Annotated in this window: 18 protein-coding genes; 7 read left to right on the top strand and 11 right to left on the bottom strand. The window is 56.9% G+C overall.

Going from position 1 to position 19,976, the window contains the following annotated elements; genetic code table 11:
- The first annotated feature begins 8 nt into the window (after positions 1–8).
- From glyS to CMQ96_RS05775, 3 genes are all read left to right on the top strand, one after another.
- A complete protein-coding gene (gene glyS, locus CMQ96_RS05785; protein WP_098066214.1) occupies positions 9–2,078 on the top strand; it encodes a glycine--tRNA ligase subunit beta in 2,070 nt (689 codons plus the stop codon).
- 328 nt (positions 2,079–2,406) lie between these two features.
- Positions 2,407–2,559, top strand: a complete 153-nt coding sequence (hokA, locus tag CMQ96_RS05780; protein ID WP_004137811.1) for a type I toxin-antitoxin system toxin HokA — start codon at positions 2,407–2,409, stop codon at positions 2,557–2,559.
- A 301-nt stretch (positions 2,560–2,860) separates the two neighbouring features.
- On the top strand, positions 2,861–4,480 hold the full coding sequence (locus CMQ96_RS05775; RefSeq protein WP_098066211.1) for an ATP-binding cassette domain-containing protein: 1,620 nt from the start codon (positions 2,861–2,863) through the stop codon (positions 4,478–4,480).
- Positions 4,481–4,578: 98 nt separating this feature from the next.
- Here CMQ96_RS05775 and cspA read toward each other — a convergent pair whose 3' ends face one another.
- The 3 genes from cspA to CMQ96_RS05760 all read right to left on the bottom strand — a co-directional run bounded on the left by cspA (position 4,579) and on the right by CMQ96_RS05760 (position 6,942).
- Positions 4,579–4,791, bottom strand: coding sequence for an RNA chaperone/antiterminator CspA (gene cspA, locus CMQ96_RS05770; RefSeq protein ID WP_004126446.1), 213 nt, complete (start codon positions 4,789–4,791; stop codon positions 4,579–4,581).
- 262 nt (positions 4,792–5,053) lie between these two features.
- Entirely contained in the window at positions 5,054–5,347 is a 294-nt protein-coding gene (locus CMQ96_RS05765; RefSeq protein ID WP_004126445.1) for an HTH-type transcriptional regulator, read from the bottom strand.
- 236 nt (positions 5,348–5,583) lie between these two features.
- Complete coding sequence (locus CMQ96_RS05760) at positions 5,584–6,942, bottom strand: MFS transporter (RefSeq protein WP_049130421.1); 1,359 nt, start codon at positions 6,940–6,942, stop codon at positions 5,584–5,586.
- Positions 6,943–7,383: 441 nt separating this feature from the next.
- Between CMQ96_RS05760 and CMQ96_RS05755 the strand changes: the two genes are divergently transcribed.
- Positions 7,384–8,094 carry a DUF3053 domain-containing protein gene (locus CMQ96_RS05755; RefSeq protein ID WP_004126443.1) on the top strand — a complete coding sequence of 237 codons (711 nt, stop codon included), beginning with the start codon at positions 7,384–7,386 and terminating at the stop codon, positions 8,092–8,094.
- Positions 8,095–8,144: 50 nt separating this feature from the next.
- On the opposite strand, the gene ghrB is transcribed toward CMQ96_RS05755, so the two are convergent.
- The 6 genes from ghrB to CMQ96_RS05725 all read right to left on the bottom strand — a co-directional run bounded on the left by ghrB (position 8,145) and on the right by CMQ96_RS05725 (position 14,095).
- Positions 8,145–9,116, bottom strand: a complete 972-nt coding sequence (gene ghrB / locus CMQ96_RS05750) for a glyoxylate/hydroxypyruvate reductase GhrB (protein ID WP_004137815.1) — start codon at positions 9,114–9,116, stop codon at positions 8,145–8,147.
- A 24-nt stretch (positions 9,117–9,140) separates the two neighbouring features.
- Complete coding sequence (locus tag CMQ96_RS05745) at positions 9,141–10,421, bottom strand: MFS transporter (protein ID WP_098066208.1); 1,281 nt, start codon at positions 10,419–10,421, stop codon at positions 9,141–9,143.
- A gap of 101 nt (positions 10,422–10,522) precedes the next feature.
- Positions 10,523–11,461 carry a sugar kinase gene (locus tag CMQ96_RS05740; protein WP_098066205.1) on the bottom strand — a complete coding sequence of 313 codons (939 nt, stop codon included), beginning with the start codon at positions 11,459–11,461 and terminating at the stop codon, positions 10,523–10,525.
- A 3-nt stretch (positions 11,462–11,464) separates the two neighbouring features.
- Complete coding sequence (locus CMQ96_RS05735) at positions 11,465–12,214, bottom strand: sugar phosphate isomerase/epimerase (protein ID WP_004137816.1); 750 nt, start codon at positions 12,212–12,214, stop codon at positions 11,465–11,467.
- Positions 12,215–12,322: 108 nt separating this feature from the next.
- A complete protein-coding gene (locus tag CMQ96_RS05730) occupies positions 12,323–13,339 on the bottom strand; it encodes a LacI family DNA-binding transcriptional regulator (RefSeq protein WP_004137817.1) in 1,017 nt (338 codons plus the stop codon).
- Between the two features lie 93 nt (positions 13,340–13,432).
- Positions 13,433–14,095 carry an OmpA family lipoprotein gene (locus CMQ96_RS05725; RefSeq protein ID WP_004126414.1) on the bottom strand — a complete coding sequence of 221 codons (663 nt, stop codon included), beginning with the start codon at positions 14,093–14,095 and terminating at the stop codon, positions 13,433–13,435.
- A gap of 167 nt (positions 14,096–14,262) precedes the next feature.
- On the opposite strand from CMQ96_RS05725, the gene CMQ96_RS05720 reads away from it, so the two are divergent.
- Complete coding sequence (locus CMQ96_RS05720; protein WP_098066202.1) at positions 14,263–16,593, top strand: molybdopterin guanine dinucleotide-containing S/N-oxide reductase; 2,331 nt, start codon at positions 14,263–14,265, stop codon at positions 16,591–16,593.
- Here the strand turns inward: CMQ96_RS05720 and CMQ96_RS05715 are convergent.
- Both CMQ96_RS05715 and tag read right to left on the bottom strand, forming a co-directional pair.
- Positions 16,556–17,002, bottom strand: a complete 447-nt coding sequence (locus CMQ96_RS05715) for an N-acetyltransferase (RefSeq protein ID WP_004137819.1) — start codon at positions 17,000–17,002, stop codon at positions 16,556–16,558. The two genes, CMQ96_RS05720 and CMQ96_RS05715, sit on opposite strands and share 38 nt — an antisense overlap.
- Positions 16,980–17,561, bottom strand: a complete 582-nt coding sequence (gene tag / locus CMQ96_RS05710; RefSeq protein ID WP_004137820.1) for a DNA-3-methyladenine glycosylase I — start codon at positions 17,559–17,561, stop codon at positions 16,980–16,982. The genes CMQ96_RS05715 and tag overlap by 23 nt, the downstream gene beginning before the upstream one ends.
- Before the next feature lie 159 nt (positions 17,562–17,720).
- Between tag and CMQ96_RS05705 the strand changes: the two genes are divergently transcribed.
- Both CMQ96_RS05705 and CMQ96_RS05695 read left to right on the top strand, forming a co-directional pair.
- A complete protein-coding gene (locus CMQ96_RS05705; protein WP_049089310.1) occupies positions 17,721–18,365 on the top strand; it encodes a hypothetical protein in 645 nt (214 codons plus the stop codon).
- A gap of 305 nt (positions 18,366–18,670) precedes the next feature.
- Entirely contained in the window at positions 18,671–19,873 is a 1,203-nt protein-coding gene (locus CMQ96_RS05695) for an MFS transporter (RefSeq protein WP_004137821.1), read from the top strand.
- The last annotated feature ends 103 nt before the right edge of the window (positions 19,874–19,976 follow it).

Genomic DNA, 19,976 nt, shown 5'->3' with positions numbered 1-19,976 from the left:
AGGCGGCCATGTCTGAGAAAACTTTCCTGGTGGAAATCGGCACTGAAGAGCTGCCACCAAAAGCCCTGCGCAGCTTGGCTGAATCCTTCGCTGCGAACGTGACCGCGGAGCTGGATAACGCCGGCCTCGCGCACGGTAAAGTTGAATGGTTCGCCGCGCCGCGCCGTCTGGCGCTGAAAGTGGCGAATCTGGCGGCTGCGCAAGCAGACCGTGAAGTCGAAAAACGCGGCCCGGCGATTGCCCAGGCGTTTGACGCAGAAGGGAAACCGAGCAAAGCGGCTGAAGGCTGGGCGCGCGGCTGCGGTATTACCGTCGATCAGGCTGAACGTCTGGCGACCGATAAAGGCGAATGGCTGCTGTATCGTGCCCACGTGAAAGGCGAGAGCACCGAAGCGCTGCTGCCGAACATGATCGCCACCTCGCTGGCGAAGCTGCCGATCCCGAAACTGATGCGCTGGGGCGCGTCTGACGTGCACTTCGTGCGCCCGGTTCACACCGTGACCCTGCTGCTGGGCGACAAAGTGATCCCGGCAACGATTCTGGGCGTACAGTCCGACCGGATTATTCGCGGTCATCGCTTTATGGGCGAAGCGGAATTCACCATCGATTCTGCCGATCAATACCCAGAAATCCTGCGTGAGCGCGGTAAAGTAATTGCGGATTACGCTGAGCGTAAAGCCAAAATCAAAGCCGATGCCGAAGAAGCGGCGCGCAAAATTGGCGGCAACGCCGATCTGAGCGAAAGCCTGCTGGAAGAAGTCACTTCCCTGGTGGAATGGCCGGTGGTGTTGACCGCGAAGTTCGAAGAGAAATTCCTTGCGGTACCTGCCGAAGCGCTGGTTTACACCATGAAGGGCGACCAGAAGTACTTCCCGGTTTACGACAACGCGGGCAAGCTGCTGCCGAACTTTATCTTCGTGGCCAACATCGAGTCGAAAGATCCGACCCAGATTATTTCCGGTAACGAGAAAGTCGTGCGTCCGCGTCTGGCGGATGCTGAGTTCTTCTTCAATACCGACCGTAAAAAACGTCTTGAAGATAATCTGCCGCGTCTGCAAACCGTGCTGTTCCAGCAGCAGCTGGGTACGCTGCGCGACAAGACCGATCGCATTCAGGCGCTGGCCGGCTGGATCGCCGGGCAGATTGGCGCAGACGTTAACCACGCAACCCGCGCGGGCCTGCTGTCCAAGTGCGATCTGATGACCAACATGGTCTTCGAATTCACCGATACTCAGGGCGTGATGGGGATGCACTACGCTCGCCATGATGGCGAAGCGGAAGATGTGGCGGTTGCCCTGAATGAGCAGTATCAGCCGCGCTTTGCCGGTGACGCCCTGCCGTCAAATCCGGTAGCCTGCGCGCTGGCGATTGCCGACAAGATGGATACTCTGGCGGGTATCTTCGGGATTGGTCAGCACCCTAAAGGCGACAAAGACCCGTTCGCGCTGCGCCGCGCCGCGCTGGGCGTGCTGCGCATCATTGTTGAGAAGAACCTCAATCTGGATCTGCAGACTCTCACCGAAGAAGCGGTGCGCCTGTACGGCGATAAGCTGACGAACGGCAACGTAGTCGATGATGTTATCGACTTCATGCTGGGACGCTTCCGCGCCTGGTATCAGGACGAAGGCTACACCGTCGATACCATTCAGGCGGTACTGGCGCGTCGTCCGACCCGTCCGGCAGACTTCGATGCGCGCATGAAGGCAGTTTCGCACTTCCGTGCCCTCGAAGAGTCCTCCGCGCTGGCGGCGGCGAACAAGCGCGTTTCCAATATTCTGGCGAAATCGGACGTTACGCTGAACGATATCGTTCACGCCTCCGTATTGAAAGAAGCGGCTGAAATCAAACTGGCAGGCAATTTAGTCGTGCTGCGCGATAAGCTGCAGCCGTACTTCGCCGAAGGGCGTTACCAGGATGCGCTGATCGAGCTGGCGTCCCTGCGCGAGCCGGTTGATGAATTCTTCGAGAACGTGATGGTCAACGCCGAAGACCAGAACGTGCGCGTGAACCGTTTGACGCTATTGTCCAAATTGCGCGATCTGTTCCTGCAGGTAGCGGATATTTCCCTGTTGCAGTAAGCGTATCGCTAATAATAAAAAAACCTGCCTCAGAGCAGGTTTTTTTATGCGTAAACTATAAATAAGCGAACCATTAATAATTCTCTAAGTAATATTTTAGATCAATATATAGCTTCAGGAAAAATATTTTAGGAATATGCCAACGTAGTCTGGTCAGATATTTACGGTAGAATGCTGGCGGGTGCTTGAGACTGTTTGTCTCAGGCGTTTAGCGGGAGACAGACAGAGAAAAGCCCCACCTGATGATAAATCAAAGTGAGGCTTCCCTATGCATGAACACCATAAGAGTAGCCTCTTACCTGTTGGAAATCAACACCGGAGGCGAGGAATGCCGCAAAAGTATCTGTTGTTTGGCTTAATGGTGATTTGCTTCACTATTTTATTATTCACCTGGATGGTTCGTGATTCACTGTGTGAATTACAGGTCAGACAGGGGAATATCGAGCTGGTGGCATTCTTAGCCTGTGAAATTAAACGGTAAGAGCATCTGGCGGGGAGCGATTCCCGCCAGACTTACGGCGTTAGGCATTTTCAATGCACCCTTTCGTTTTTCATCAAATAAATATTTTGCCTCCTGATATCAGGAGGCTTTTTTTCGCTTTTATGTAATGTTGAAAAACAGGCTTGAAATTTGCACCGGTGTGTGGCTATCCTATGCCCCGACGAATTCCTCGTCTTACCGGAGAGCACGCGCCAAATGAACAAACACGACTGATGAATCTCATGCCTTGCTTCGCGCTATTGGCGAGCAGGGGAAGTATTGATTTCATTCAGGAGTGCTTATGGCTCATTGTGCCCAATCCCCCTCTTTTCTTTTGCATCAGGTCACCTGTCAGTTTGCGACGGGAGATTCGCTTTTTGGTCCGCTGAATTTATCGCTGGAAGGCTCCCTCTGCGGGCTTGTCGGGCGCAATGGCGTCGGTAAAACCCGGCTGTTGCGTTTGCTGGCGGGCCTGGACTCGCCGTCGAGCGGCCATATCGAACGTATGGTTTCGGTAAGCTATGTTGCTCAGCAGCATGCTATGACTCCTGATACGACGCTGGCGGAATGGCTAAGCTTCGAATTCGTTTTTTCTGCTCTGGCGCGTCTTGAACGAGGCGAAGGGCGAGTTGACGATCTCGAACGTCTTGATGGCCTTTGGGATCTTCCGGATCGTTTGAATGCAGGCTTCCTGGCCGCTGGCTTAGGGGAATTTTCTCCCGCACGGCCCGCCTCTTCGCTGAGCGGCGGCGAAAGAGTGAAGGCGCAGCTCTGCGCGGCATTTTTGTCCGGTGCGGATTTTCTCCTGCTTGATGAACCCACCAACCATCTCGACCGACAAGGCCGGGCGTGGTTCTATCAGCAGCTTGAGCAATGGCGCGGTGGCGCACTGATCGCCAGCCATGACCGCGAGCTGCTGGCCCAGATGCCGCGCATCCTCGAGCTGACGCCTGCAGCTTTGCGTAGCTACGGCGGCAACTATGCGGATTATCAGCAGCAGCGTGAGCTGGAGCAGCAGGCGGCTCGCGCCGCGCTGGAGCATGCTGTCATTGAACGGCGGCGTACTCGCGCAAGGATGCACAAAGAGCACGATGCCTGTCTGCGGCGCTCCGCGCAGACGTTGCGTACTATCGACACGCTAAATATCGCTTCATTCGAGCGGGTAGCTTACAAAGGCGCGGCAAAAGAGCGCCCCGGAACCCTTAAGCGCCAGCATCGTGAACAACGTAGCGCGCTAAATGATGCGGTGGTTCAGGCGCGTGAGCGGGTAGAAGAGGACAATCCGGTGATGTTTACTCTGCCCGGTAGCCAGGTCGCTGCGGGAAAACAGGTGCTGGAGCTGGAAGCGTTGCGGCTGGCGTATGCGCCTATGGCGCCGCTGGACTGGCGCATGGATGGGCCGATGCGCGTGGCGCTACGGGGTCCCAACGGCTGCGGTAAGACGACGTTGCTTAAAACGCTGCTGGGCCTGGAGCCGCCGCTTTCAGGACGCTGCCGCTTATCGGTAAACGCGGCGTATCTGGACCAGCATCTGACCCAGCTTGATCTGTCATTATCCGCAATGGCGCACCTGAATCTCGGCGATACGCCTTTGGAAGAGGGCGTGCTGCGCAGCCAACTGGCGCAGCTACAGCTGGGGACGGACAAAGTCCATCTGCCGCTATCGGCCCTTAGCGGAGGAGAACGCCTGAAGGCGGCGCTGGCCTGCGTGCTCTGGCGGCGGGAAGCCACGCAGCTACTGCTGCTGGATGAGCCCACCAATCATCTCGACCTGGCGTCCACGCAGGCAATTGAAACAGCGCTGGCGCAATTTCCCGGCGCGATGCTGGTGGTGTCGCATGATGACGCCTTTTTACAGGCGCTGAAGCTGACCCACTGTCTGGAATGGCGGGAAGACGGATGGCGCTTTGAGCGGCGATAAATGCAAAACCGCCATCCGTGGGATGGCGGTTTCTTGTCGCACAAATAAAAAAATCCCCGCCGTTTGGCAGGGACTTAAGAATTTTGAGCTTTTTAAGCTTACAGGCTGGTTACGTTGCCAGCTGCCGGGCCTTTAGCGCCGCTTTCGATGGTGAAGGAAACTTTCTGACCTTCGTCCAGAGATTTGTAGCCTTCGTTCTGGATAGCAGAGAAGTGTACGAACACGTCTTTAGAACCATCGTCAGGAGTGATGAAGCCGAAGCCTTTGTCAGCGTTGAACCATTTTACGATACCAGTCATTTTACCGGACATAGTGAATTACCTTTAAAAAAAATAAATGAGCCTTTCGGCGTTACGGTCTGGACTACAGATTTGAAGCGATAAAGGGAAAGTTCACTACCGGGGTATCAACGGATAACCTTTGAAGGACTGCTCTATTCGAATGCTCTGTGGTCTTTACATCAAACCTGCGAGCATTAACGCATGTTCACGTTGTGATAGCAAACTTTTTTTTTCGTTGGCATGAAAACGGTCCTTTATCAGGACCGTTAGCCGAAACCAATAAACGCTAAAATTATGAGTCGATAAGCTGTCTTGAAAGCTGCGGATTCGCCTGTATCAGGCGCATCAGCTTAAGCTCTGTGGGAGAGGGCTTCACGCGTCTCGATTCCCACTCTTGTACCATTGCTACACTGACGCCCATGGCGCTGGCAAAATCATCTATCTTCAGCCCGGTACCTTTGCGTAGCTGGTCAAATTCAATGCTTGCGGCGGGCTTACGCGTCAGCGAGGCCGCCTGGGCCTGATCTTTAAAAATAATTTGTTCAAGGTTGCTCAGCAGTTCAAATGCAGGATCTTTATATTCCATTGAGAACTCCTCTCTTTCATACGGCGGAGGGTGAATTGTGTAGAGCCTCTTAAGAATAGTCGGAAAAAAAAGTGAGGAATGATTACCGTGGTAATTATTTATGACCTGGGGTTCTTTACGTCCGTTTCAGGCGGTATAACGTGCTGAAAAGTAATAGACAGAGCCGTTAAGCAAATTATTGTAAACAGATAAGAAGAAAAGCGGAAAAGGCCAGCGCGCGCCCGCTGGCCGGTGTATTACGCCTTTTGCAGCTTCTTCACATCGCCTTGCGAAGCCGCGGGTTGCCGCTGGCCCAGCTTATATTTGACCAGCAGCGCGATGGCCGACAGGAAGGCCGGGATAGCCAGCAAAGAGAAAATCGTTTCGAAAGAGAGCTGGGCCTGCATCAGGAATGCGCCGCTAAAGGCGCCGAGGATACCGCCAAAGCGGCCAATCCCTAACATCCAGGCCACGCCGGTCGCGCGTCCCTGGGTGGGGTAGAAACCGGCGGCCAGCGCAGGCATTGATGATTGCGCGCCGTTCATAATGCTGCCGGCGATAAAGACCATTATTCCCATCAGCAGCAGGTTATGGGTTGAGAAACCAACCAGGCAAACGAATACTCCGGTCAACAGCCAGCCCACGGCAACCACTTTGTTTGGGTTGAGCTTATCCATCAGCGCGCCGAGGATGAGCACGCCAATACCGCCGCCCAGCGGGAACAGCGCGGTGATAATGGAGGCCTGGCTCATCGTCGCGCCGGTTTCGCGTATCAGCAGCGGCAGCCAGCTGGTCAGCAAATAGAAGATCAGCAGGCCCATAAAGTAGGTCAGGCAGAGCATGACGGTGCCGACGGCGTAGCGCGGAGAGAAAATCACGCCGATGGATGATTTCTCTTGTATCTGGCCCGCTTCGCGTAGCTCAAATTCAGCCTGCTCGGGAACCGGCGCGATACGGCGCAGAATCGCGGCGATACGCTGGGCAGGCTGGCGTTTGACCACCATATAGCGCGCGGATTCCGGCAGAAGAAAGATCAGCACTACCGCCAGCAGCAGCGGCATCACGCCGCCAAGCACCAGTACGCTTTGCCAGCCGTAGTGGGGGATCATCCAGGCGGAGAGGAAGCCGCCCAGCGAGGAGCCCATCGGAAAGCCGACGAACATCAGGTTAACCATCAGCGCCCTACGCCGCTCAGGGGCATATTCGCTCATCAGCGTCGCGGCGTTCGGCATGGCGGCGCCCAGCCCAAGGCCGGTGAGAAAACGCAGCAGCGTCAGCTGGTTAAGGCTGGTAGCAAAGGCGGTCAGCAGGCTGAAGCCGCCGAAAACCACGATGGACATAATCAGAACTTTTTTCCGCCCAACGCGGTCGGCGAGCGGTCCGGCGGTCAGCGCGCCGACCGCGAGCCCGACTAAGGCGGCGCTCATCACCGGGCCTAACGCCGATTTTTCGACGCCCCATTCCTGCACCAGGTCAGAGGCGATAAAGCCGATTATCGCGGTATCGAATCCGTCCATCGCGACGGTGATAAAACATAAGGCCAGAATCATCCACTGGTATTTCGTGAAGGGATGTTCATTGATAAAAGCCTGAATATCGATGGTTGTTTTCTTCATGCGGCATTCCTGGCAGGCAGTGCGGGGGACAGAGATAGATTATTGTTATCTCCCTCGCGGTCGTTGATGTTGTTTGTGCGATTATCGAACAAAGAGCCGTTAATCGCTCATTTAATAAAATCATCGAACGGCGGTTCAGGCAATGTGGGGGAAAAGGGAAGCGTGCGATTATCGTCCGCTTTACGGGCAGTTCGGGAGTAAGGTTAAAGTAATCGTAGTAAAATCAGCTTATTAGATAAATCCGCTGCGCACTGAACGATAGTGGTAATTGTGATGAACTTAACAGAGGGTACCGCCGCGCGCTAAAACGTCGAAAACCCGGTTTTAAAGGCGGAAGATTATCAGGAAAAGGTATCCTGCAAGGCCGACCTGGACTATCCTTGTCAGCGTCTGACACGTGTGTGTCTGTTTGCGCTTTTTTTGGCTGAAAGGAGTAAAAAAATGGCGACAGGAAAGTCCTGCTCTCGCTGGTTTGCGGCTATTGCAGCCCTGTTAATGGTGGTTAGCCTGAGTGGGTGTTTTGATAAAGAAGGCGATCAGCGCAAAGCGTTCATCGACTTCCTGCAAAATACGGCAATGCGTAGCGGCGAACGTCTGCCGACGCTGACCGCCGATCAGAAAAAACAGTTTGGGCCTTTCGTTTCCGATTACGCGGTGATTTACGGTTATTCACAGCAGGTGAGCCAGGCGATGGATGCGGGTTTGCGTCCGGTGGTTGATAGCGTGAACGCGATTCGCGTACCGCAGGATTATGTTACCCAGCGCGAACCGCTGCGTCAGGCAAACGGCGCTTTGGGCGTACTGAGCCAGCAGCTGGAGAACGCAAAAATACAGGCGGATGCCGCCCACGGCGCGCTGAAACAGGGTGACGATCTCAAGCCGGTCTTCGACCAGGTCTATAATAAAGTCGTGACGGCCCCGGCGAATGCACTACAGCCGTTAATCCCGGCAGCGCAGGTATTTACCCAGCAGCTGGTGCAGGTGGGTGATTTTATCGCGCAGCAGGAGACTCAGGTCAGCTTCGTGGCGAACGGTATTCAGTTCCCGACTTCGCAGCAGGCCAGTCAGTATAATACGCTGATTGGGCCGCTGGCCGCTCAGCACCAGGCCTTTAATCAGGCGTGGACAGCGGCAGTTAACGCGACTCGTTAACCGTTCTGACAACCCGGGCAAGGCTTCACCTTAGCCCGGGTTTTCTTTTCTTATTTCACCTGCGGGTTCACGCAGTTCTTCTCAACGCTGCCGTTCAGGGCATCAATCAGATTATCCACCGCGCAGGCCGCCATATTGTAGCGAGTCTCATGCGTGGCCGAGCCAATATGCGGCAATGCGACGACGTTCGGCATGCTCAGCAGCGGGGAGTCTTTCGCCAGCGGCTCTTGTTCAAAAACGTCCAGCCCGGCAGCATAAATTTCACCTTCCTGCAGCGCCGCAATCAGCGCCTTCTCATCCACCACCGGGCCGCGCCCGGCGTTAATAAAGATGGCGGAGGACTTCATTTTGGCAAACTGCGCTTTGCCGAACAGGTGATGAGTCTCTTCGGTCAGCGGCAGGATCAGACAGACAAAATCTGCTTCCTGCAGCAGGGTATCGAGATCGCAGTAGCGGGCGTTAAAGCGCTCTTCCGCCTGCGGGTGCTGGCGGCGGGCGTTGTAGAGAATGGGCATGCCGAAGCCCGCGTGGGCGCGCTGGGCAAGCGCCATCCCGATACGCCCCATACCGACGATGCCGAGGGTTTTATGGTGCACATCGTTGCCAAACCAGTCCGGACCGATGCTTTTGGTCCACTCGCCGGCCTTCACGCGGTTAGCCACTTCAACCACCCGACGCGCGGTGCTCAATACCAGCGCCATAACGGTATCGGCGACGGTTTCGGTCAGTACGGTCGGGGTGTGCATCAGCAGCACTTTACGCGCATTCAGCGCATCGACGTCGAAATTATCGTAGCCGACGGAAATGGTCGAAGTTGCACGAAGCTTGGGCATTTTCTCCAGTAACGCAGTATCGACTTTTTCGCTGGAACCCAGCAGACCTACCGCCTCAGCAAACGCGGCGGCGTGCTGTGAAACGGTCTCCGGACGCAGGTTTTTCACCTGCGTGACGGTAAAGTGTTGTTCCAGACGCTGTTGCAGGTCGTCGGGAAGCGTTTTGTAGAGAATGACTGACGGCTTCATGCGGTTCTCCGTTGCGTTAATGTTTCAGGCGTGACGTGCGCCGAGCGGAAGTTTTTGATTATTAGCAGGCTTAACAATCAAAGTAAGCCATACCGAGACGAAAAGCGCCACTCCCATAAAAATGTACGAGGCTGACGGGCTGCCGGTGGTGCCGTTCAGGTAGCCGACAAACCATGAGCCAAAGAATGAACCCAGCGCGCCCATGCTGTTAATCAGCGCCATGGCGCCCCCGGCGACGTTACGCGGCAGCATCTCGGGAATGATGGCGAAGAACGGCCCGTAGGGGGCGTACATCGCCGCGCCGGCAATGACCAGCAGGGTATAAGAGACCCAGAAATGGTTAGCGCCGACGGCCCAGGAGCCAATAAACGCGAAGGCGGCAATCAGCAGCAGCGGCCAGACGAATAGCTTGCGGTTCTGCATTTTATCGGAGGCCCAGGAGACCACGATCATGGCGATGGTTGCCGCCAGGTAGGGGACGGATGAGAGCCAGCCGACCTCGACCATGCCCATATTCTCGCCGCCGCTGCGGATAATTGACGGCAGCCACAGCACGAAACCGTAAACCCCGATGCTCCAGGCGAAATACTGCATGCACAGCAGGACCACGTTACGCGAGCGGAAGGCCTCACCGTAGTTGCGCACCGGTTTGATACCCTGCTGTTCGCGCTCCAGCTGCTCCTGCAATGCGGCCTTTTCGCTTTCCGCCAGCCAGTTGACCTGAGACGGTTTATCTTTTACCAGCACCCACCAGCAGAAGGCCCAAATCACCGCCGGAACGCCTTCAATAATAAACATCTCCCGCCAGCCGAAGGCCTGAATCAGGTAGCCGGAGACCACCGACATCCACAGCACCGTCACCGGGTTGCCGAGGATCAGGAAGGTATTGGCGCGCGAGCGTTCGGATTTGGTAAACCAGTTGCTGATGTATATCAGCATCGCCGGCATGACTGCGGCCTCGACCACGCCAAGGATAAAGCGGATCGCCGCCAGCGCGGGAATATTGTGCACCATCCCGGTCAGTGAGGCGCAGGCACCCCACAGGATCAGGCAGATGAAAATGAGTTTACGTACGCTGCGGCGTTCGGCATAAATCGCGCCGGGGATCTGAAAGAAGAAGTAGCCGAGGAAGAACAGCGCCCCCAGCAGGGAGGAGATACCTTTGGTGATCCCCAGGTCTTCAGTAATTCCGGCCGCCGAAGCGAAGCTGAAGTTAGCGCGGTCGAGGTACGCCAGGCTATACGTGATAAACACGATAGGCATGATGTACCACCAGCGTTTTGTTGCATTCTTTGAACTATTCATAGGTTTGCCTCTGTGAGTGAGGTGACGCTCATCATAGAAAAGATCCGTTACGCCGCGCTGCTGGTAGGGTACAGAACGGCCTGACGTTGTGCTGAATCGACTTACTCGCCCAGCGCCTCGCGCGTGGGTAATCCTTCGCTATCGCCCTGAACCTGAATGGCCAGTGAGCCGATTTTGTTTCCGCGTTTCACCGCCTGCCGCAGCGGTTTTCCTTCCAGCAGGGCGCTAATCACGCCGACGGCGAAACCATCGCCCGCGCCGACGGTATCGACGACGTTATCCACTTTTATCGCCGTCACGGCTCCCTGTTCGCCGTCGGCGGTTTTATACCAGGCGCCGTCGGAACCGGTTTTAATGATGACCGCACGCACGCCGTGGCCGAGGTAAAAGTCGGCGATGGCTTCCGGCGTTTGTAGGCCGGTCAGAATCATGCCCTCTTTTAAACCCGGCAGAACCCAGTCGGCCTGAAACGCCAGCTGGTTAAGCTTCTCGACCATCTCGGCTTCGCTTTTCCACAGCGTGGGCCGCAGGTTGGGGTCGAACGAAATCGTTTTTCCCTGCGCTTTCATCGTGCGCGCCGCGCGCTCCAGCAGGGCGTATGAGCTTTCCGACAGCGCGGCGGCCACGCCGCTTAAGTGCAGATGCCGGGCGCCGGCGAAGTATGATTCATTAAAATCCTCCGGCGAAAGATGGCTGGCGGCGGAGCCTTTGCGGAAATACTCCACAATGGGATCGGTTCCATTTTCGACTTTAGATTTCAGCTGAAAGCCGGTAGCGTAGCGGTCATCGATGCTCACGCCGCGGGCGTCGATTCCCTCTTTCGCCAGCGCGTTGAGGACGAAGCGGCCAAAGCTGTCCTTGCCGACGCGGCTTACCCAGCCGACGCTCAGGCCGAGGCGGGCCAGTCCGGTCGCCACGTTCAGCTCCGCGCCCGCGACGCGCTTCATAAAGTGCTCTACAGCAGACAGCTCGCCGGTCTCGGTGGCGACAAACATCGCCATGGCTTCGCCTATCGTGATGACATCTAACGCTTTTTGCATAACTTAATCCTCGCGCAGCAGGTTGACGTAGCGGCGGGTCACGGCCGTCAGGTCATGGCCAGTCAGCGGAAATTCAATCCCGCGCGGGGCATCGGCGGGCAGGTTATCGAGCAGCGCCAGCCAGCGCCCGGAGGCTTCATCCGGCGGCACGGCGCGAAAGTGCGAATGGTGCGGCTCAGCCGCCTTAACATGAATATAGCTGACGGCCGGGGCCAGGTGGCGCGCGGCCTCTTCCGGCGAGTCGCCGACCCATAGCCAGTTGCCCATATCAAAGGTGAGAGTGATCGGCAGTTGGTTAACCCGGCAGGCGGCTTTGAAGCGCTGCATCGGCGCCAGCTGGCCGCAGTCGGTTTGATCGTTTTCCACCACCAGCGCCATGCCGCTCTCGCGCAAAATATCGCGCAGGGTTTCCAGGCCATGGTGGTGGGTAAAATGGCCCAGCGAGAGCTTTAGCCACAGCGCGTTAAGGGTTTGCGCTTCCTGTAAAAGATCGGAAAGATGGGGGTTAAGCGCTCCGTCTGCGGCAAACAGGGCTTCCGGCGCGGAATAGCAAACCAGCAGGCCGCGGCGCTCAATATCGGCGGCCAGCTCCGCCAGGCGGTTCAGCTCATCCGCGCTGAACAGTTCCCGGCGGATCTCTACGCCGTCGGCGCCGGAACCGGCGATAAAGGGCAGTACGGCGGACTGCCCGCCCAGCGCTTTAACATGGTCATTCCCGTACGCGGCGGTCACGACAATAATCTTTCTGGCCATTCCAATACTCCCGACGATAATCTGATGCGTTGTTTATTACGCTAGATGGTATCGGTTCCAAAGCAAAGGCCAGGATGTCTAATTTATGATCGCCATCACGAAGGATCGTTAGCGGGAGGTGGAGCCTCTGACGATCAGCTCGCCGGAAAACACCCGTTCGCGGACCGGGTCGTTGCTGCCTTCAATCCGGCGCACTACCTGTTCGACGGCGGCGAAGCCAATCTGCCAGGTCGGCTGTTTAAGGGTGGTGATCCCCACGCCCGCCAGTTCGGCCCACTCCAGTTCATCGAAGCCCAGCAGGCCGATATCGCTGCCCCAAATCAGGCCAACGCGTTTAAGCGAGCGCGCCACCTGCAGCGTCAGCGCGCCGTTGGCGGAAATCACCGCCTTGCGCATGCCGCGATGGTGGGAGTGGAAATGGCGCAGGACGTTATCGAGCATCGCGCCATCATTCAACGGTACTTCGGCGTTTTCCGCGATGATACCGCTGTGGCGCTGTAGTGTCTGGCGAAAGGCGCTCAGACGCTCGCGGCGGGTATTGACCGAGCCAAGGGGTTCGCTGAGGAACAGCAGGGCTTCGAAACCTTTTTCCACCAGGTGTTCGGTGGCGGTAGTGGCGGCCTGAGTATTATCGAGGCCGACGACATCGCAGGCGAATTCCGGAATCTTGCGGTCGATAAGCACCATCGGCAGCGCCGACTGCTGCAGGCGGTTCAGGCCGTCCTCGCGCATCCCGACGGCGTTGACCACGATCCCTTCCACCTGGTAGCTGCGCAGCAGATCGAGGTAGTGCAGCTCCTGGTCCAGCTCGTTGTTGGTATTACATACCAGCAGGGTGAAACCCTTTTCGCGACAGGCGGCTTCAATGCCGCTGAGCACGTTGACCGAGTAGGGGTTGGTGATATCGGCGATGATCAGGCCAATCAGCCGGGTGCGGCCATGCTTCAGGCCGCGGGCCATCAGGCTGGGACGATAGTCGAGCTCGGCAATGGCTTTTTCAATCCGCCCCAACAGATCGTCGGAAAGCAGATGCTTTTCGCCGTTCAGATAGCGTGAAATGCTGGTTTTGCCGGTCTGTGCGGCTTTCGCCACATCGCTAATGGTTGCTCGCGCCGCTTTCGCCATGGTGGCTTCCTTTGCTGAAATCTGCACACACCTTAGCGCGAAAATTCGCTATATCAAGCATTTTGCCCGGCGACTCACCGGGCAAAGCGGGCATTACTGCAGCGGGCTGAGGGTAATTTCGACGCGGCGGTTCTGCGCTTTACCTTCCGCGGTGCTGTTGCTGGCGATCGGATTCGCCGGACCCATGCCGGTAGTGCGGATGCGGTTAGCCGCTACGCCCTGGGTGATAAGCGCGCTGGCGACGCTCTCCGCGCGCTGCTGAGAAAGACGCATATTCAGATCCTGGCTGCCGGTGCTGTCGGTGTAGCCAACCACGTTAACGGCGGTTTTCTCATACTCTTTTAGCACCATCGCTACCCCGGTCAGGGTATTGGCGCCCGCCGGTTTCAGGTTGGCGCTGCTGCTATCGAAGGTCACATTGTTTGGCATGTTCAGCACGATATTGTCGCCGTTTCGCGTCACGCTGACGCCGGTTCCCTGCATTTTCTCGCGCAGCTTCGCTTCCTGCACGTCCATATAGTAACCAATGCCGCCGCCCAGCGCCGCGCCGGCCGCCGCGCCGATCAGCGCGCCTTTGCCGCGGTCATGTTTGGAAGAAGAGAGCACCCCTACGCCTGCGCCGACTAACGACCCAATGCCCGCGCCGATCCCGGATTTACCCGCTTCGCGCTCCCCGGTGTAGGGGTTGGTGGTACAGCCAGAAATAGCCAGTGCGCCGCTAACGACAGCCGCAATCATGAGTACGCGTTTTTTCATCTTATTTCCTTAATCCTTTTTATTCTTTGCCACAGCGACCGTGACGGTTGATTATGACGCGCGAAACCGGAGAAAATTCCGCAGAGAGCATCTCAATTTGTAAATAACATTGAACGGCTGAATAACGTGCCGTCACCACACCTGCTATCGCTGACCAGGAGCCCGCATTGCCAACCTCATCCGCCACCAAAACTATCCTCACCGCAGCCCACTGGGGGCCCATGCTGGTCGAAACCGATGGCGAGAACGTCATCTCATCGCGGGGGGCGCTTGATACCCCTTTCGCCAACTCGCTGCAAAGCGCCGTGCGCGATCAGGTGCATAGCAAAACCCGCGTACGGTACCCGATGGTGCGTAAGGGGTTTCTCGCCTCGCCTGAAAGCCCGCAGGGCGTGCGCGGGCAGGATGAGTTTGTGCGGGTAAGCTGGGATCGGGCGCTGGATCTGATTCACGCCCAGCACCGCCGAATTCGCGAAAGCTACGGCCCGGCGTCGATTTTTGCGGGCTCCTACGGCTGGCGCTCAAACGGCGTGCTGCACAAAGCGGCGACCCTGCTCCAGCGCTATATGAGTCTGGCGGGCGGCTATACCGGACATCTGGGCGATTATTCCACCGGCGCGGCCCAGGCGATCATGCCGTACGTGGTTGGCGGTAATGAGGTTTATCAGCAGCAGACCAGCTGGCCAATGGTGTTGGAACATAGCGATGTGGTGGTGCTGTGGAGCGCTAACCCCTTAAATACGTTAAAAATCGCCTGGAACGCTTCCGACGAACAGGGTATTCCGTGGTTCGACCGTCTGCGCCAGAGCGGGAAACGGGTGATCTGCATCGATCCGATGCGATCGGAAACGGCGGAATTCTTTGGCGACGCGGCGGAGTGGATCGCCCCGCATATGGGCACTGACGTCGCCCTGATGCTCGGTATCGCCCATACGCTGGTCGAAAACGGCTGGCAGGATGGCCCATTTTTGGCCCGCTGCACCAGCGGCTATGACGTTTTCGCCCGCTATCTGACCGGCGAGAACGACGGAACGGCAAAAACGGCGGAATGGGCGGCGGCGATCTGCGGCGTCAGCGCGGATAAAATTCGCGAACTGGCAAAACTTTTCCACGAAAACACCACCATGCTGATGTCCGGCTGGGGCATGCAGCGCCAGCAGTTTGGCGAACAAAAACACTGGATGCTGGTGACCCTTGCGGCCATGCTCGGCCAGATCGGCACCGAAGGCGGGGGGTTTGGCCTTTCCTATCACTTTGCCAACGGCGGCAACCCTACGCGGCGTGCGGCGGTGCTGGGCTCAATGCAGGGTAGCGTGGCGGGCGGTACCGACGCGGTAGAGAAAATTCCGGTCGCGCGCATCGTTGAAGCGCTGGAGAACCCCGGCGCCGCTTATCAACATAACGGGATGGAGCGTAGCTTCCCGGATATTCGCTTTATCTGGTGGGCGGGCGGCGCCAACTTTACCCACCATCAGGATACCAACCGGCTGATCCGCGCCTGGCAAAAACCGGAGCTTATTGTGATTTCAGAATGCTTCTGGACCGCGGCGGCGCGCCATGCCGATATCGTCCTGCCCGCGACGACCTCGTTTGAACGCAACGATATGACCATGACCGGGGATTACAGCAACCAGCACCTGGTGCCGATGAAGCAGGTGATCGCGCCGCGCGATGAAGCGCGCGATGATTTCGCCGTTTTTGCCGACCTCAGCGAGCGCTGGGAAGCGGGCGGGCGGGAGCGCTTCACCGAGGGTAAAAACGATCTGCAGTGGCTGGAGACGTTTTACCAGATTGCCGCCCAGCGTGGGGCGCAGCAGCAGGTTACGCTGCCGCCGTTCGCCCAGTTCTGGCAGGATAATCAGCTGATAGAAATGCCGGAGGAGCCCGCAAACGCACGCTTTGCCCGCTTTGCCGCCTTCAGGGCCGATCCGCAGGCGAACCCGTTGAAAACCGCCAGCGGTAAAATTGAGATTCACTCGCCGACCATCGCCGGGTATGCCTATCCGGATTGCCCGCCGCATCCGATGTGGCTGGAGCCGGACGAGTGGCATGGCAATGCGCAGGAAGGTCAGCTTCAGGTGCTGTCAGCGCATCCGGCGCACCGCCTTCACAGCCAGCTCAACCATACGTCGCTGCGCGAGCGCTACGCGGTGGCGGGCCGTGAACCGTTAACCCTTCATCCGCGCGATGCGCAGGCGCGCAATATCGCCGATGGCGATCTGGTACGGGTATGGAATTCACGCGGTCAGGTGCTGGCTGGCGCGGTAGTGACCGACGGTATCCGCCCTGGGGTTATCTGCCTGCATGAAGGAGCATGGCCCGACCTTGACCCTCAGGCGGGGATCTGCAAAAACGGTGCGGTGAACGTGCTGACCAACGATATTCCGACATCGCGGCTGGGCAACGGCTGCGCCGGAAATACGGCGCTGGCCTGGCTGGAAAAATATACCGGTCCCGAGCTTACGCTGACGGCATTTGATCCGCCGACCAATGCATAATCCAGGTCGGATGCTGGGTTTCATCCTGCCATGCGCAGTCTTCAATGCGGAAGCCTTGCGCATGGTAGAAATTCACCGCCTGAACGTTTTTCTGGTACACCTCAAGGGTTAGCCAACCGTAGTGTTTTTTGACTTCGCCAATCAGCGCGCTGCCGATACCCTGCCTGGCGGCATCCGGCGCGACGAACAGCGCGCCGATGAAGCGAGACTCCATCACGCTGATAAAGCCCTTCAGCACGCCGTCCTGCTCCCATACCCAGGTTTGGGCGGAGGGCAGGTAAACGTCGCGCACTATCGCCAGACTGTCATGCCAGTAGCTTTCGGCGATAAACGGGTGGGCGTGGATCGTACTCTCCAGCCACAGTTCAAGCAGCGGGCCGGTTTCGTTAGCGTCCCAGTTGCGGATCATCCTGGCCTCCTGAGCGACAGAAACAGCCGGTGACGTGGTCGTTGACCAGACCGCAGGCCTGCATAAAGGAGTAGCAGATCGTTGAACCGACAAACTTAAACCCCCGTTTTTTCAGCGCTTTTGACAGCGCGTCAGAAGCCGGAGTGGTTGTCGGGATCTCCGCCAGCGCGGCGGCGGTCGTCACCTGGGGATGATTATCGACGAATGACCAGACGAAATCTGCGAAAGGCTCGCCATTTTCCTCCATCGCCAGAAAGGCCCGGGCGTTGCCGATGATGGCCTGAATTTTCCCGCGATGGCGAATAATACCGGCATCGAGAACCAGACGTTCAACATCTTCTTCGTCCATTGCCGCGACGCGAACCGGGTCAAACTGGTGAAAGGCGCTGCGGTAGTTTTCACGCTTTTTCAGTACGGTGATCCACGACAGTCCGGCCTGCTGGCCCTCAAGACAAATCATCTCAAACAGCTTGCGGGGATTCTTTTCAGCGACGCCCCACTCGTTATCGTGGTACTCAATGTATAAAGGATCCTGACTGACCCATCCGCAACGTTGCATCTGCCTCTCCCTTTTGTCATAAAAATCAGCCGGGCAACTTGACGGCTGAAAGATAAAGATAATAGTTAATACAGGGTTATTATCCCCAAAACAGGGATAGGGCACCCCATAAAAAAACACAGCAACCTTGCCGTTTCGGCTCTTTTTGGAGTCGCATTAATGATAATAAAGAAATGCAATGGCCTCCGGGTATTCCTGGTCCCGGCGTACGTATCCGTCTGGGCGTCGTGTGTTGCCGGTGCGAATGCCTGGCAACAGGAATATATCGCTATCGATACAAAAAGTAATACTGCGGAACGCTATACATGGGACAGCGATCACCAACCGCGCTATGAAGATATTCTCGCGGAGCGGATAAATGCGTCCGACGATCCTTCCGGGCTGGCGTTTAACCAGGCGGTATCGCCGCCGGACAGCGCTCGCGGCATGAGCGTGGGCTGGAATTTCTCCTTGGTCGACGGCGTGACCTCCGGCCCGGTAGCCAGTTTACATTCCGACCTGACGTCCCCCCCGTTTACCCGTAATGCGGCCGGAACCGGCTACGTGAATACGCTGGGCTGGCGGGTAGATTATCAGAAGCTATGGGGTGTACATCCGTGGGCCCAGGTGAGCTATAACCAGGGATTTACGGCTGATGCCGGCGGGCAGAATCGCGCGCAGGACGGTGCCTGGCGGGACGTGACTTTTGGCGCCGATATGTCGCTCAACTCTCATCTTGCCGCCTGGGCGGCGCTGTCGCAGGCGGACAATCTGCCCACTGGGGCAAATTATCTCTACTTAATGGGCGTGAGCGCCAATTTTTAATTTATTCGTCATGCTTCAAGCGGCAGATGCATTGGCTGCGCTTGAAGCAACTCGAATTATTTAGGCTGAATATGTAGCATATTTGATACGTTTAATTTACTTCATCATTACAGTAATGACGCATCTTCCGGCGGTAGCAGGTACTCACTTTTCAATGAATATTTAAGGCGTGAATATTTTTCACTGTCATTCATTCCGCCTTTAGTGCATTTCATTCCGCGGTGACGGCAGTTCATGCCTTTTTTCCCCAGCCTTAAAGGGGACTTCGTTATGGTGGCGGCAGTTAATTATTCAGGACAACTGCTATGAACGCTGCAAACCGTCAATACACCCGCTGGCTTACGCTGCTTGGCACTATCATTACGCAATTTGCGCTGGGATCGGTTTATACATGGAGTTTGTTCAATAGTTCGCTTTCCGCCAAGCTGGACGAACCGGTCAGCCAGGTGGCGTTCTCATTCGGCCTGTTAAGCCTCGGCCTGGCGCTCTCCTCATCCGTGGCGGGCAAATTACAGGAACGTTTCGGCGTCAAACGCGTCACCATGGCGTCCGGCGTTCTGCTGGGCCTCGGATTCTTCCTGACCGCGCATTCAAACAGCCTGATGATGCTGTGGCTGAGCGCGGGCCTTCTGGTCGGGCTGGCCGACGGCGCCGGCTATCTGCTGACGCTGTCGAACTGCGTCAAATGGTTCCCGGAACGTAAGGGGTTGATTTCTGCTTTCTCTATCGGTGCTTACGGGCTCGGCAGCCTGGGTTTCAAGTTTATTGATTCCCATCTGCTGGCGACGGTCGGTCTGGAAAAAACTTTTATTATCTGGGGCGCAATCGTGCTGGTGATGATCGTTTTTGGCGCGACGCTGATGACAGACGCGCCGAACCACACCGCCTCCGCGTCCAATGGCGTGGTCGAAAACGACTTCACCCTCGCCGAATCGATGCGTAAACCTCAGTACTGGATGCTGGCGGTGATGTTCCTGACCGCCTGCATGAGCGGCCTGTACGTGATTGGCGTGGCGAAAGATATTGCCCAGGGGATGGTGCATCTCGATGTGGCGACGGCAGCCAACGCGGTGACGGTGATTTCTATCGCTAACCTGAGCGGCCGTCTGGTTCTGGGCATTCTGTCGGATAAAATGTCGCGCATCCGGGTGATTACCATCGGACAGGTCGTTTCGCTTATCGGTATGGCGGCGCTGCTGTTCGCTCCGCTGAACGCCACGACTTTCTTCGCCGCCATCGCCTGCGTGGCCTTTAACTTCGGCGGCACGATTACCGTCTTCCCATCGCTGGTCAGCGAGTTCTTTGGCCTCAATAACCTGGCGAAAAACTACGGCGTGATTTATCTCGGTTTCGGTATCGGCAGCATCTGCGGTTCGCTGATTGCTTCCCTGTTCGGCGGTTTCTACGTGACCTTCTGCGTCATCTTTGCGCTGCTGATTCTTTCCCTGGCGTTGTCGACGACGATTCGCCAGCCGAAAAGCGAAATTTACCACCAGGCTCATGCCTGAAAGCGGGCGTTATCACGGCCCCGATGATTAATTACCTAAGCTAATAGTGCCAATCCAACCAAATGTTTTGTAAATGTTTGGTTGGATCACATTCCCTCCTGAT

The sequence above is a fragment of the Klebsiella sp. MBT K-1 genome, assembly GCF_002556465.1.
Taxonomy (GTDB): domain Bacteria; phylum Pseudomonadota; class Gammaproteobacteria; order Enterobacterales; family Enterobacteriaceae; genus Klebsiella; species Klebsiella grimontii.
The sequence above is the reverse complement of the archived record's forward strand: the minus strand, read 5'-3'. Positions and strand labels throughout refer to the sequence as shown.

Excerpts from the sequence above, each read along its gene's own strand:
- CMQ96_RS05725 (WP_004126414.1), bottom strand. The coding sequence starts at position 14,095 with ATGAAAAAACGCGTACTCATGATTGCGGCTGTCGTTAGCGGCGCACTG.
- CMQ96_RS05755 (WP_004126443.1), top strand. The coding sequence starts at position 7,384 with ATGGCGACAGGAAAGTCCTGCTCTCGCTGGTTTGCGGCTATTGCAGCC.
- ghrB (WP_004137815.1), bottom strand. The coding sequence starts at position 9,116 with ATGAAGCCGTCAGTCATTCTCTACAAAACGCTTCCCGACGACCTGCAA.
- CMQ96_RS05695 (WP_004137821.1), top strand. The coding sequence starts at position 18,671 with ATGAACGCTGCAAACCGTCAATACACCCGCTGGCTTACGCTGCTTGGC.
- hokA (WP_004137811.1), top strand. The coding sequence starts at position 2,407 with ATGCCGCAAAAGTATCTGTTGTTTGGCTTAATGGTGATTTGCTTCACT.
- cspA (WP_004126446.1), bottom strand. The coding sequence starts at position 4,791 with ATGTCCGGTAAAATGACTGGTATCGTAAAATGGTTCAACGCTGACAAA.
- CMQ96_RS05745 (WP_098066208.1), bottom strand. The coding sequence starts at position 10,421 with ATGAATAGTTCAAAGAATGCAACAAAACGCTGGTGGTACATCATGCCT.
- CMQ96_RS05765 (WP_004126445.1), bottom strand. The coding sequence starts at position 5,347 with ATGGAATATAAAGATCCTGCATTTGAACTGCTGAGCAACCTTGAACAA.
- CMQ96_RS05715 (WP_004137819.1), bottom strand. The coding sequence starts at position 17,002 with ATGATCCGCAACTGGGACGCTAACGAAACCGGCCCGCTGCTTGAACTG.
- CMQ96_RS05775 (WP_098066211.1), top strand. The coding sequence starts at position 2,861 with ATGGCTCATTGTGCCCAATCCCCCTCTTTTCTTTTGCATCAGGTCACC.
- CMQ96_RS05705 (WP_049089310.1), top strand. The coding sequence starts at position 17,721 with ATGATAATAAAGAAATGCAATGGCCTCCGGGTATTCCTGGTCCCGGCG.
- glyS (WP_098066214.1), top strand. The coding sequence starts at position 9 with ATGTCTGAGAAAACTTTCCTGGTGGAAATCGGCACTGAAGAGCTGCCA.
- tag (WP_004137820.1), bottom strand. The coding sequence starts at position 17,561 with ATGCAACGTTGCGGATGGGTCAGTCAGGATCCTTTATACATTGAGTAC.
- CMQ96_RS05735 (WP_004137816.1), bottom strand. The coding sequence starts at position 12,214 with ATGGCCAGAAAGATTATTGTCGTGACCGCCGCGTACGGGAATGACCAT.
- CMQ96_RS05730 (WP_004137817.1), bottom strand. The coding sequence starts at position 13,339 with ATGGCGAAAGCGGCGCGAGCAACCATTAGCGATGTGGCGAAAGCCGCA.
- CMQ96_RS05760 (WP_049130421.1), bottom strand. The coding sequence starts at position 6,942 with ATGAAGAAAACAACCATCGATATTCAGGCTTTTATCAATGAACATCCC.
- CMQ96_RS05740 (WP_098066205.1), bottom strand. The coding sequence starts at position 11,461 with ATGCAAAAAGCGTTAGATGTCATCACGATAGGCGAAGCCATGGCGATG.